Source organism: Sphingomonas sp. AP28, from assembly GCF_056680455.1.
In genome coordinates, this window is the sequence record NZ_CM155283.1 from 3,686,458 (window position 1) to 3,700,085 (window position 13,628).

The following is a 13,628-nucleotide window of genomic DNA, read 5'->3' on the forward strand; positions in this document are numbered from 1 at the left end:
ACAGGTTGGTGCGCCAGCCGGGGATAAGCCGCCCCTATGTTAGCCGGGGAGGCCCTCGATCACGAACACGCGGTAGTCGGCACCCTTGAGACGGTGCTGCAACGCGTCCTGATAGGCCGGGCTGTCATACCAGGCATGCGCCTCCGCCACGTCCGGGAATTCGAGGATCACGGCGCCCTCGACTGCGGGACCTTCGAGCGTCTCCACCGCGCCGTAGAACGCCAGTGGCTTCAGCGTGCGGCCTTCGCGGGCCAGGGGTGCCTTGGCCTGATATTGCTTCATCTCTTCGGCATCGGTGACTTCGTTGCGCACGAATACGACATAGGCGGTCATCTAGATTCTCCTTCTGCGGCGGCAGGGTGGCAGCGGATATACCTATGCCCGTTACAATGCGCCTGGTTTCGGCCTGAACGCGCCGAGGCCTGCTATCGCCAGTCGTTGGGCGGGAATCGCGGTCTCGGCGAACGAGAAGCGCAGGTAGCGCGCGGTGGTCGGTCGGGCGAAGGCGATCCGCTGGGCGGCGAGCGCGTAGGCGATGTTGGGGAGTTCGCCCTTGGCGATATCCTGCCACGTCTTGCCGTCGGTGCTCGCCTCGACCCGGTAGCCTTTCGGCGGGGCCGTCCTTGCCATCACCGCGCGCGACGGGATCAGGACGAAGCCGGCGAGCGTCTCCGTCGCGGCGAGGTCGATCGTGACCGAGGCGGGTGTGCCGGGCGCGGGTGCGGGCATGGTCCAGGCGGTTGCGCTGTCGTCGTCGAGCAGCGCCTTGGCACCCGGCGCGGTAGCGGTGACGATCGACCAGCGGCTGGTGACGACGGTCGTCGTGTCGGTGTTGCGGACCGGCGCGACGGGCGCGGGTGCGACCTGACGGAAGAGCGCGACTTCGCTGATTGCGGGGCAGGCTGTGCCTTCGAGGATGCGCAGGCGCAGGCGGCGGGGGGCGATCGGCGTTTCCAGGCGGACGATGCGCTGGGGGCCGATGCCCGAATGCTCGGCGAGCTTGCGCCATTGTCCAGCGATCTCGGCGTCGATCGCGAACCGGGTCACGCGGATGCCGAGCGGGAGATACTCGCGGAGGCGGATGAGGTCGAACGATCGACCCGGCGGGAGGTCCAGCGTCAGCGTCGGCGTGGTGATGGCGTCGGGCGTCGACCAGTAGGTGTCGCGGTTGCCGTCGAGCACCGTGCTGGCCGCATAGGTCTTTCCGCGGACGTGGCTGGCCGATGCGACCGCGCCCTTGGCGAGATCGGTGGCGAAGGTCGCGGCCTGCGCCGTGCCGAAGGACTTCAGCGTCTCGACGTCGATGTCGGCGAGCCGGCCGCGACGATCGGGCGGCAGGTTGAGGTTGAGGTTGGTGCCGCGACCGACCGACTCGTCGTGGAGCTTGATCAGGCGGGCGGGCGTCTTGACCTTCGAATCCTCGTCGGCGTGATAGAACCAGCCGGGCCGGATCGAGACGTCGGTTTCCGCCGGCCACCAGAGCGGCGCACCGCGCACGCCCGAATTGCCCTCGGACTGGACATAGGGATGGTTCGGCATGGTCGGCCAGCACGGATCGCCGGCGACGCCGTCCTCGTTCCCGACCCAGCGCAGGTCCGCGCCGAGCGGGTCGAAGGTGCAGGCCATCGGCTGATGCTGGTGGACCAGCGCGACGATCGACGGCCAGTTATAGTATTTTGGCGCGTCGATCTTCCGCGTGTCGCGCGCACCGCCATAATAGCCGTCGCCGCCGTTCGCGCCGTCGAACCAGAATTCGAACAGCGTGCCGTAACGCGTACAGAGCTCGACCACCTGCTTGCGGAAATACTCGACATAGGCGGGGCGGCCATACTCGGCGTGGTTGCGATCCCAGGGCGAGAGATACAGGCCGAAATCGAGCCCGGCCCGACGGGTGGCTCGCTCCATCTCGCCGACGATGTCGCCCTTGCCGTCCTTGTAGGGGCTGTTGCGGATGCAGTGTTCGGTGAGCATCGTCGGCCAGAGGCAGAAGCCGTCATGATGCTTGGCGGTCAGGATAATGCCGCGCATCCCGCCTGCCTTGGCCGCGGCGACGATCTGGTCGGGCGAGAAGTCGGTCGGGTTGAAGAGCTTCGGATCCTCGTCGCCATAGCCCCATTCGCGATCGGTGAAGGTGTTGATCGAGAAATGGACGAATGCGTATTGCTCGCGCGCGTGCCAGGCGAGTTGGCGCTTCGAGGGTGTCGCGCCCCAGGGTTTCGGCGCGGTTTCGCGGCCGGCGCCGATCGCAGGCGTGGCGGTGGCGGCTAGACCCGAGGCGAGCAGCAGGCGGCGGGAAACTTTGGTCATCATCGTCTCCGGGAGGTATCAGGCAGCGGGCTGGCCGAACGAGGGCGGTCGGTCGGCGAGCTTCGCGCCGAATGCAGGGTTCGGCGTGGCCGACATGGTGAAGCGGAGCGTGCCGCCGGCCGCGAGATCGGCATGCGATATCCAGCTTTTCGTCCACGGCTTGCCGTTCCACTGGACCGCCGCGACATAGGGCGTGTCGGCGCGGTTGCCGGGGGCTTCGACGACCAGCTTGCGACCCTTGCCGACGCGGATTTCGGCGTGGGTGAACAGCGGCGAGCCGAACACGTAGACCGCCGCGACCGGATCGACCGGATAGAAGCCGAGTGCGGACATCACGAACCATGCGCTCATCTGGCCGCAATCGTCGTTGCCGATGATCCCGTCGGGCGCGTTGCGGTACATCGTGGCGAGCAGCTTGCGGACGAGCGCCTGCGTCTTCCACGGCTTGCCGACATAGGCGTAGAGATAGGGCACGTGCTGATCGGGTTCGTTGCCGTGCGCGTATTGGCCGAGCAGCCCGGAGATGTCGGGCGGTGCGTCCTTGGGCAGGGTCGACGGCGCGGCGAACAGCGCGTCGAGCCGTGCAGCGAACTTCGCGTCGCCGCCAAAATGCGCGATCTGGCCGTAGAGGTCGTGCTGGTTGAGGAACGTGGTCTGCCAGCCATTCGCCTCGGTGAAGTCGCGGTAGCGCTTGGTGTGGCCGAGCTGGATCGGGTCGTACGGCTTCAGCCAGCTACCGTCAGCAAGCTTCGGTCGGGCGAGGCCGATCGCGGGATCGAGCACGTTGCGGTAGTTGCGGCTTCGGAGACGCAGGCGATCGGCGTCTTCCTTCGCGCCGGCCTTCTGCGCGAGCGTCGCCATCGCCCAGTCGTCATACGCGTATTCCTGAGTCCGGCTGACCGATTCGTCGACGACGTCCGCGGGGAGATAGCCGCGCTCGATGTACGTGCCGCGCGCCCGGCTGTTGACGAGGTCGGGAGCGGCGGGATCGAACGCGCGGGTTCGGATCGCGGGCCATGCGGCGGCATAGTCGGCGTCGATGCCCTTCGCAGCGGCTTCCGCCATGATCGCGACCGAGTGCCAGCCGATCATCGTGCCGGTCTCGACCCCCTGGAGCGGCCAGCAGGGCGGGCCGTATGCGCTTTGCTGCGTCTGGCGGATCAGGTCGCGGACCAGCGACTTCGCGCGGTCGGGCGCGACCAAAGTCAGCAGCGGGTGGAGCGTGCGATACGTGTCCCAGGTCGAATAGGTGCTGTAGGCCTGCTCGCCGGCGGGCACGCTGTGGACTTCGCGATCGAGCCCGACATAGCGGCCGTCGACGTCGGAGAAGAGCGTCGGCGCGATCATCGCGTGGTAGAGCGCGGTGGTCATGATCACGCGGGCGTCGTCGGTGCCGCCCTCGACCTTCACGACCTTGAGCGTGTCCGCCCAGTTGCGGATCGCCTGGCGTCGCGCGACGTCGAACTCGCGGAAATAGGACGCGGCGAGATTGGTGCGCGCGCCGGCCATGTCGACCGCGGAGACGGCGGTGCGGACGACGATCGGTGCGGCACCGGCATTGTCGTAATGCAGCACCGCACGGACTCGGTCGGCGGTGACGATCGCGCCGTTGACGCTCTGCGTGTCGGCGTAGAGCGTGATCCGGTCTGGCTTTGGCGACACGTGCATCGCGAAGTGGATGCGGCGGCCCTTCGCCCAGCGGAACGTCCGGCGGCTGCCGGTGAGCGTGCCGTCGGTATCGAGTTCGATACGGCTATCGTCGATCAGCGGACCTTCGCCGGGGCGGCTGTCGCGATAGTTGCCGAGATCGACCAGGAGGTGGCCGGGCCCGGCGGGGAAGTGGTGCCGCTGCCAGCCGACGCGCGTCTCCGCGGTCAGTTCGGAGCGGACGCCGTTGCCTAGCGTGACGGCGTAATAGCCGGGCTCGGTGACTTCCTGCGTATAGGTCTGGCGATACCCTTCGCCGGGCTTGTCGGGTGCGCCGGGCAGCAGCTTGACCGCGCCGCGACAGGGGACGACGAGCACGTCCATCAGGTCGGCGATGCCGGTGCCCGACAGATGCGTGTGCGAGAAGCCCATCATGGTCGGGTCGCCGTGGTGATAGCCCGAGCAGTTGGCCCAATTCTCGGTATCGGTGTCGGGGCTGACCTGGACCATCCCGAACGGCATCGTCGCGCCGGGATAGGTATGGCCGTCGCCGCCGGTGCCGATCCACAGATTGGGCGCGGCTTTTGGAGACCTTGCGATCGCGGGGGCCGCGCCGGCGATGGCCAGCGCACCGCTGGAGCCGAGCAGGGCGCGTCGTGTGATCTTCATAACGCGCTCGCCAATAGTGCGGGGCGGGTGTTCGCAAGCTGAACGATCAGTTCCCCAAACAGCCCGTTGGCCCAGGCAAACCAGGACCGGGTGAACTTGGCGGGATCGTCCTTGTCGAACGCCTCGTGCATGAAGCCGGTGTCGGCATCGGTGTCGCGCAGCATACGCAAGCACGCGCGGACGGTCGCGTCGTCGGCGCCTGCGAGCGCACGGACGATCAGCGACATCGGCCAGATCTGGCCGAGCCCGACATGCGGTCCGCCGATGCCCTCGGCCTTCGATCCCTTGAAGAAATACGGGTTCGCGTCGCTCCAGGCGGCATTGGCGGTGCGGCGCCAGAGCGGATCGGTGGCGGGGACGCAGCCCATGTACGCGAGCGCGGAGAGCGACGGCACGTTGGCGTCGTCCATGAAGACGGCGTTGCCGAAACCGTCGACTTCGAAAGCCCAGACTTCGCTGCCGTCGCGCAAGCGCATCCGCCCGTGCGCGACGAGGGCCGCCTCGACTTCGTTCGCGAGTGCGGTCGCATCGGCGGCGAGCGCGGTATCGTGACGCGCTTCGTTGGCGACGACCGCGAGTTCGCGCAGGGTGGTGACCGCGAAGAGGTTGGACGGGATCAGATACGGGTAGACGCAGGCATCGTCCGAGGGGCGGAAGCCGCACTGGATCAGGCCGTTGGGCTTGGCGGGATTGCCCCAGCCTTCGAGAGCCATCGTCTCGGTGTTGCGGTTCGAGGATCGCAGGAAGCTGTAGGGGCCGCGACCGTCCTTGCGCTGTTGCTCGCGGTAGGTGCGGATGCTCGCGCGCGCGGCCTCGGCCCAGGTCGCGTCGAACGGCGTCGCGTCGCGCGTCGCCTGCCAATAGCCGTAGGCGAGGCGCATCGGATAGCAGAGCGAGTCGATCTCCCATTTGCGCTCCGCGACGCCGGGTTTCATCTCGGTCTGATCCTTGAGGGCCCAGCTGAGGTCGGTCTTCGCGGTGGGGCTTTCCATGAACGCGTTGGCGTAGGGGTCGATCAGGATCGAGCGCGACTGGCGCGCGATCAGGCCGCGGAAGAGCGTGCGTAGCGCCGGATCTTCGCGGACGAGATGGAGGTAGGGGCGGAGCTGCGCGGAGCTATCGCGGAGCCAGAGGCAGGGGATGTCGCCGGTGATGACGAACGCATCGGGCGCGCCGCCGATCGTCGACATGCGGACGGTGGTGTCGAGCGTGTTCGGGTAGCAGTTGCCGAACATCCAGCGGAGCTTCGGGTCGCCGATCCGGGCGGAGACGCGCGCGATCTCGCGTTCGACCAAGCGGCTGGTAAAGTTGCGGTCGGCGAGCGCGGGGCGCTTGCTCGGCAGCGAGGGGCGGGCGGCGAAGGCGGGCGTGCCGACGAGCGCGAGGCCTCCCGCTACGCCGCCGGCCATGACGGTGCGGCGGTCCATGTTGGTGGCGCTCACTTAGGCAGCTCCACCGTCGCGCCGGTGATCGTCAGGTCGCTCCACTGGCCCGCGCCGTCGACGGGCTGGCCGCCGCCGATATAGAGGCGGTAGGCGCCGGGGACGATCGTCCGCGTGCCGTTGCGCGCGACGCTGCTCATCGAGCGGGGATCGATGGTGATCGGCACGGTGCGCGATTGGCCCGCCTTCAGCGCGACGCGGCCGAAGCCGACGAGCTGGCGCTGGAGGACGGGCGTGGTCGGACCGCCGGCCTTGGCGGCGGGCGCTACGAGGTAGGCCTGGACGACTTCTTCACCGGCGCGATTGCCGGCGTTCGACAGCTTGGCGGTGACGGTCAGCGGCTGTCCGGCGGCGACGCTGAGTGCGGGCTTCGTCATGGCGTAGGCGAAGTTCGTGTAGCTCAGGCCGTGGCCGAAACCCCAGAGCGGCGTGCCGGTGAAGTAGCGGTAGGTGCGCTCCTTCATCGTGTAGTCGGTGAAGGCGGGCAGGTCGCCGGTGGTCTTGTAGAAGGTGACGGGGAGGCGGCCCGACGGGTTGTTGAGCCCGGCCAGCGTCTCGGCGATCGCGGTGCCGCCGGCTTGTCCCGGATACCAGGCGGCGAGGATCGCGTCAGCCGATGCCGGATCGACCGCGACCGCGCTGCCGCTGGTGAGGACGAGGACGATGGGCTTGCCGGTGGCCTTCAGCGCTTCGAGCAGGCGGACCTGCGCTGGAGGCAGGCCGATGTCGGTGCGGTCGCCGCCGACGAAGCCGGGGACGCTGACCGAGAGTGCTTCGCCTTCGAGATCGGGCGACAGGCCCATCACGGCGACCACGACATCGGCGTCACGAGCGGTGGCGATGGCTTGGTCGAGCAACGGCTGTGCGGGTGGGCTCCAGAGCAGGCGGACGCCTTCGTCGTCGCTGCTGTGATCGAGTTCGAGGCGGAACGGGACGGGCTTGCCGTCGCTGGTCAGCGTGACCTCGACGCGGCCCTTCTTGACCTCGCCTGCCGAGAGCTGGCGGTCGCCGATCCAGAGCCGGACCGCGTCGTGCGTCGAGCAATCCTTCCAGCAGGCGGGGACGTCGACGACCAGCGGATAGGTGCCGGCTGCGGGGGGCGTGAAGGTCCCGGTCCACCGCACGCCAAACGTCTTGGCGAGGCCGGGGGCGGGGCTCGCGCGGTTGTGGTCGATGTCGATGTGGCGATCGGTGCGGGTCAGGGTCGGTGCGCCGACGCCCGCCAGCGCGGCGAAATACTCGGTCTTCAGGCCGCCGGCGAAGACGGTCTCGGGGACTGGCACGGCCGCGCCGTCGGCTAGTGACGAGCCTTGCGCGTAGCGGACGTTGGCGGCGCCGAACTGCTTGCGGATGCCCTCCAGCGGCGTGACGGGCGCGACTGCGGTGCCGTGGTAATTGCCCTGCAGCACGCCGAGATCGTCGGCGTCCGCGCCGATCACCGCGATCCGGCTGCCGGGCTTCAACGGCAGGCGGTTCGCGTCGTTCTTGAGCAGGACGATCGACTTCCGGGCCGCGTCGAGCGCGAGTGCGCGGTGGGCGGGGGTGTCGACCTGATCGGTGCGGATGCTGCGCCACGGGTTGGCCGCGCCGAACACGGTGCCGAGCGCGCGGCGCGCTTCGAGCGCGCGGATCAACGCGGTGTCGACCTCGGCTTCGGTGACGAGACCCTGGCGCACCGCGGCGGGGAGGGCGGCGTAGGCGCTGCCGCAGTTGAGGTCGGTGCCGCCACGAACCGCGGCGGCGGCGGCGCCCGCGGCGTCGAGGCGGTAGTGGTGGTAGAGGCTGATGTTCGACACCGCGTCGCAGTCCGACACGGTGAAGCCCTTGAACCCCCAGTCGCGCCGCAGCCGGTCGACCATCAACGCCGACGATGCGCAGGCCGGGACGCCGTGGATCGAGTTGTACGCGCACATCAGCGACTGCGCCTTGCCCTCGGTCACGGCGAGCCGGAATGCGGGAAAGTAGGTCGCCTCCAGGTCATAGGGGCTGGGATCGACGTCGAAGCTGTCGCGGCCGGCTTCGGGGCCGCTGTGCACCGCGAAGTGCTTGGGGGTGGCGATGACCTTGGGGTGGAGCGGGTCGGGGCCCTGCAACCCGCCGATGAACGCGACGCCGAGGCGACCGGTCAGATACGGGTCCTCGCCGTAGGTTTCCTGGCCGCGGCCCCAGCGTGGATCGCGGAAGATGTTGATGTTGGGCGACCAGATCGTCAGCCCTTCGTAGATCTTGCGGTTAGCGCCGACGTCCTGCGCATTGAAGCGCGCGCGCGCCTCGGTCGCGACGACGTCGCCGATCTTAGCGACGAGCGCGGTGTCCCAGGTCGCGGCCATGCCGATCGCCTGCGGGAAGACGGTGGCGTGGCCGTTGCGCGCGAGGCCGTGCAGCCCCTCGTTCCACCAGTCGTATGCGGGCAGGCCGGCTTTCGGATCGGCGGGCACGGTGCTCTGCAACTGTGCCGCCTTTTGTTCGAGCGACATTTGCGCGACGGCAGTCGCCACCGGGTCGGCGGACGCGAGCAGGAGCCAGATCATCGGGCGAGGGTCCTCAAAGTAAGCGCTTTCCGCAACGTTGCTGCGGAGGCGTCGGAGACGACATGGATGGTGACACTCTCGCCGGGCAACAGGTCGAAGCCGTCGTCGGACGGCTGGGCGGCGACCGCGCCGAAATCGAGCATGACCGCGCGGGCAAGGTTGGTCGCGGTGATCTTCACGTCGTGGCCGGTCCAGCGAACGCTGAGGCCGGGGTCGGGATACGCCATGTCCTTGGGCAGGGCGCGTTCGATGATCGCCCGGCTCGTGCCGCCGTTATCGAGCTGGAGATCGGCGACCGCGTAGCTGGCGGTCGGCGCGGCGGTACCGAACAGCGCATCGTCGGACAGCGTCGCGACCAGTCTCGACGAGAGCGGCTCGAGCATCAGCGCGGCGGTGGTGTCCTTCAACACCTTGCCGTCCATCGTCATCGTCCGCACCCGCCAGCGGGAGTCGACCAGCGTGGTCGCATCGGAGATCAGCGAGATGCGCGTCGCGCCATCTTTCCGCTCGGCGACGATCGCTTGCGGCGCAAAGAACCGCCGGGCGGCGTAGTTGAGGAGCTTCCACCGGCCGGCATGATCGATGCTCGCCCAGCTGATCGAGGGCCAGACGTCGTTGAGCTGCCAGTAGAGCGAGCCCATCGTCACCGGGCGGCAGGCGCGGTGATGCGAGGCGGCGATGCGGATCGCCTCGGCCTGGTTGACCTGCGTGAGGTAGACGAGATCGGCGAAATCGCGCGCGGGGCGCAACCGATCGCGCAGGTACATCATCAGCCGCTCATTGCCTTCGCCGGCGAGGAACTTCTGGTGCGCCTTCATCACCGGACTGTCCGCGGTGAGCGTACCCTTGCCGGCGAATTCGCGGATCGTCGACAGGTCGGGCATCGACTGGAAGCCGTATTCGGACATGAAGCGCGGGCAGCTGTCGAGATAGTTCTCGACCGGCTTGGAGCCCGACCAGACGTCCCAGAAATGGCGGTCGCCGTCCTTGTCGGTGTCGACGGGGCCCTCGTAATCGGTCGAGGGCGAGCCCGGCCAATAGGGCGTGCCGGGGGCGTTGCGCGTTACGGCTTCGCGTAGCACGCGGTCGAACAGCACGGCCATGCCGGCGCCGATGCGCTCCTGTTCGTCGGCACCGACCGCCTTCTTGAACGCTTTCCGGTCGGACCAGTTTTCCCAGCCCGACAAAACCTCGTTGCCGCCGGCCCACAGCACGACGGAAGGGTGCGATCCGATCCGCGCGACCTGTTCCTCGGCCTCGATCCGGACGTTCTCGCGGAAGGCGGCGTCGGGCGGCGTGACGCTGCCGCCGAACATGAAGTCCTGCCACACCATCAGGCCCATGCGGTCGGCGATGTCGTAGAACGCGTCGTCGAGATAGGTCCCGCCGCCCCAGATGCGGACCATGTTCATGTTGGCGTCGCGCGCGCCCTTCAGGATCGTCTCCATATAGGCAGGCGTGACGCGCGCCGGGAAACTGTCGAACGGGATGATGTTCGCGCCCTTGGCGAAGATCGGCGTGCCGTTGACCTTGAACCCGAAGCTGCCGTCCTTGCGGATCAGCTCGACCGTGCGCAGGCCGATCCGCTTGGTCACGCTGTCCTCGGGAGTCGGCTCCGCGCCGCCCAGTGAGGCGGTGACGGTGTAGAGCGGATGCGCGCCGTAACCGACCGGCTGCCAACGCTTGGGGTCGGCGATTGCCAGCGGGATCGAGACCGCGTTGTTGCCCTTAACGAGCGTCACCGTCCGGTCGACCGAGACCGTCTTGCCGTCCGGGCCGGTGACCGCGGCGCGGATCGTCGCGACGCCGGGCGTCTCGACGGCGAGGTCGAGCTTGGCCGACAGCCGCGCTTCGGTCGGCGTCAGTGCCTCCTGGTCGACGCGGAGCGTGTCGATCCGCGCGTCGTCCCAGATCTCCAGCCGGACCGGCCGCCAGATGCCGGTGTTGACGATGCGGGGACCCCAGTCCCAACCATAATTGTATTTGGGTTTGCGGATATAGGGCGAGGTTTGCTTGCCCTTCGGCTCGTCGCCGAACGCGCTGTCATATTCGCCGGGCAGCGGGTTCTTCTCGGCGAGCACCATCGGCTGGAGCGTGCGGATCGGCGAGGCGATCGTCACCAGCACCTCGTTGCGGCCGACCTTCAGGACCGGCTGCGCATCGACGCGCCAGCGCCGGTGCGCGTTGTCGGTGGTCAGCAGCACCGTGCCGTTGACGCTGACCGTCGCGTACGTGTCGAGCCCGTCGAACACGAGGTCCAGGTGATTGCGCTGCATCATCGCCGGGGTGACGTCGAACACCCGGCGGAACTGCCATTTGGTCAGCCCCGCCCACTGGATCGCCGCCTCGTTCGTGCCCTTGAACGGATCGGGCACGCGGTGCGCCGCGATCAGGTCCTGCTGCACCGATCCGGGGACGGCCGCCGGCAGCCACGTGGCCTCGCGCTTGTGCGCGGCAATCGCGGCGGAGTCGGTCGGATCGATCCGCACCTGCCACGCGCCGTCGAGCGGCACGACGGTCTTGGGCGAGGCGAGCGCAGGCGTGGCGAGCGCGATCAGGGGAAGGACGAACCAGCGACGCATCAGCGTGTCTCCGACAGGGTCATGCGCTCGACCGCGTAGAACGGGTCGGACGTGGGGGAGGTGAATTGGAGGCAGATGTCGCGGTCTCCGGTAATCGTCGGCAACGTCCCCTTCACGCTGAAGCGCGTCGGCGCGGTCTTCGGATCGGGCAGCGGGAAGGTGCCGGCGATCACCGGTTTCGCGCCCTTCACGGTGCAGCCGACCAGCACCATCAGCTCGCCGTGCGGCGTCACGTTGTAATGCTGGCGGACCTTGGTGACGTCGTGGGCTAGGCCCCAGTTGCGCGGCAAGCGGGCGATATCGATCGTGAACCCCTTGGCGACATCCATCGGCGCGGCGGGGTAGGCGGTGCAAGTATCGAAGATGTCGGCGTTGAACACCGGCGCATTGGTCTGTGCCTCGGAGGTCAGCGGTAGGCGGAGGATGAGCGAACCGGCAGGGCAGGCGATCATGTCGGACGCGGTGCGGGTCAGCAGCGCCTGGCGCCCGGTCTCGAACAGGCGAGGTTCTGCGACCGGCTGGCCACTCGCATCGAACGCGGCGGCACGGATCGACACACCGGGCTTGACCGACAGCGGTGCGGTGTAGGCGGTCGAGCGCGCGGTCGGCATTTTGCCGTCGAGCGTGTAGCGGATCGTGCCGTACGGCGCTTGCGTGGCGAGCACGACCTTTGCCTTGTTCGTGCGGAGCGCATCGCCGGGCGTGCCCTCGAGCGTGTAGCCGACTGCGAACGCGCTGTCCGCGACCTCCAGCCCCGACTTCCGCCAGCGCTGAATCTGCGGCTGGACCCGGTCGAGGAAGCCGGTGAAGTCGCGCTTGTCCTTGCCCGACCACGTGATCTCCGCAAGCGCAGCGGCGCGCGGGAAGATCAGGTGCTGCATCTGGTACGGCGTGACGATGTATTCGCTCCACAGATTGGCCTGCGCGCCGAGCACGTGCTGTGCCTTGTCCGCCGAGATGCCCGTCGGCATCGGCTCGTAATTGTAGACCGTTGCGAGCGACTGGATTGCGAGGCGGCCGGGTGGTTCGTCGCGGCGATCGCTTTGCAGATTGTCGAAATACAGCGTCGGTGCGGGCGACAGCACGACGTCGTGGTTCTGGTTCGCGGCATCGACCGCGCCCTTCTCGCCGCGCCACGACATCACCGAAGCGGATGCGGGAAGGCCGCCTTCGAGGATTTCGTCCCAGCCGATCAGGCGACGCTTCTTGCTGGCCAGATAGGTGCCGAACTGGTCGATCATCCAGCTTTGCAGGCCGTTCTCGTCCTTGATGCCGAGCTTCGCCATCTGCGCCTGGACCTCGGGACTGCGTTCCCACTGGTCCTTGACCGCCTCGTCGCCGCCGAGATGGATATAGGTGCCGGGGAACACCGCCATCAGTTCGTCGAGCACCGTCTTGACGAAGGCGATGCCCTTGGGGCCGGGGTTGAAGAGGTACGGGTTGACGCCCCATGCGTTGCTAACCTGTGGCGTGTCGCCGATCACGCCGAGCTCGGGATAGGCCGCGACGAGTGCCTGCGCATGGCCGGGCAGGTCGATCTCGGGGACGATCACGATGCCGCGCTCGGCGGCGTAGGCGACGAGCTTGCGCAGTTCGTCCTGCGTATAGAAGCCGCCGACGCGCGTACCGGGTGCTTCACCGGTCGAGGGGCTGGTGCGGATGCTGCCGATCTCGGTGAGCTTGGGATAGGCCTTCACCTCGAACCGCCAGCCCTGGTCGTCCGACAGATGGAGGTGCAGCGTGTTGAGCTTCACCGACGCCATCTGGTCGACGATCGCGTAGATCGAGGGCAGCGACTGGAAATGCCGTGCGGAGTCGACCATCAGCCCACGCCAGCCGAAGCGGGGGGCGTCGTCGATCGTCACCGCCGGGATGCGGACCGGCTGGCCGAACGCGCGATCGGGGCTGATAAGTTGCGCAAGCGTCATCGCGCCGTAGAGAAGCCCGGCGTCGCCCGACGCGGTGATCTTGGCCCCCGAAGCATCGACGACCAGCCGGTATGCCTCAGCGCCCTTGATCGCGGCATCGCGGACGAAGCGGATCGTGCCGTTCGGCGACGTCTGGCGAGCGAGCCCACGCTCGGTCTTAACATGCGCGATGAGCAGGCGCGCTGCGGCGGCGGCACCGGTGTCAGAAGGATCGGCTGTGATCGTCGCACCGTTGGCGATCGTGAAACTGCCGGCGGTACGCGTGATTGCCGAAGGTTGCGGTACCAGCGGCAGGCGGTCCTGCGCCTGGGCCGGGATCGCGCAGAAAGCGGCGGGAAGCAGCGCCGTCGCCGTCAGCCAGCGCCCGGCATTTCGGTTCGCGGTTGCACGCATGTCGACTGCTCCCTGTATCGGCTCCTGACGGCCGCTGGTCGAGGAATGTAACCAATATAAGTCCAGACACAACCCCGTCATTTGACAGCAAGCTTGTCCTGCTCTGACAGAAGATCGGACATGGGGCGG

Annotated in this window: 7 protein-coding genes; all 7 read right to left on the reverse strand. The window is 68.0% G+C overall.

The features are described from left to right. Positions 1–39: 39 nt before the first annotated feature. The 7 genes from AC1MH0_RS16990 to AC1MH0_RS17020 are packed head-to-tail and all read right to left on the reverse strand — an operon-like array spanning position 40 to position 13,499. Complete coding sequence (locus tag AC1MH0_RS16990; RefSeq protein WP_120299685.1) at positions 40–333, reverse strand: DUF1330 domain-containing protein; 294 nt, start codon at positions 331–333, stop codon at positions 40–42. A gap of 51 nt (positions 334–384) precedes the next feature. Further along, positions 385–2,307, reverse strand: coding sequence for an alpha-L-fucosidase (locus AC1MH0_RS16995; protein WP_480963731.1), 1,923 nt, complete (start codon positions 2,305–2,307; stop codon positions 385–387). Between the two features lie 18 nt (positions 2,308–2,325). Continuing rightward, a complete protein-coding gene (locus tag AC1MH0_RS17000; protein ID WP_480963732.1) occupies positions 2,326–4,623 on the reverse strand; it encodes a GH92 family glycosyl hydrolase in 2,298 nt (765 codons plus the stop codon). Continuing rightward, the gene (locus AC1MH0_RS17005; RefSeq protein ID WP_480965778.1) at positions 4,620–6,050 is read right to left on the reverse strand and encodes a glycoside hydrolase family 125 protein; all 1,431 of its coding nucleotides are present in this window, start codon (positions 6,048–6,050) and stop codon (positions 4,620–4,622) included. The genes AC1MH0_RS17000 and AC1MH0_RS17005 overlap by 4 nt, the downstream gene beginning before the upstream one ends. Before the next feature lie 11 nt (positions 6,051–6,061). Next, the gene (locus AC1MH0_RS17010; RefSeq protein WP_480963733.1) at positions 6,062–8,596 is read right to left on the reverse strand and encodes a glycoside hydrolase family 3 C-terminal domain-containing protein; all 2,535 of its coding nucleotides are present in this window, start codon (positions 8,594–8,596) and stop codon (positions 6,062–6,064) included. Next, positions 8,593–11,178 (reverse strand): beta-mannosidase, encoded by a 2,586-nt coding sequence (locus tag AC1MH0_RS17015; protein WP_480963734.1) that lies wholly within the window; start codon positions 11,176–11,178, stop codon positions 8,593–8,595. The genes AC1MH0_RS17010 and AC1MH0_RS17015 overlap by 4 nt, the downstream gene beginning before the upstream one ends. Beyond that, a complete protein-coding gene (locus AC1MH0_RS17020) occupies positions 11,178–13,499 on the reverse strand; it encodes a beta-N-acetylhexosaminidase (RefSeq protein ID WP_480963735.1) in 2,322 nt (773 codons plus the stop codon). The genes AC1MH0_RS17015 and AC1MH0_RS17020 overlap by 1 nt, the downstream gene beginning before the upstream one ends. Positions 13,500–13,628: the final 129 nt, after the last annotated feature.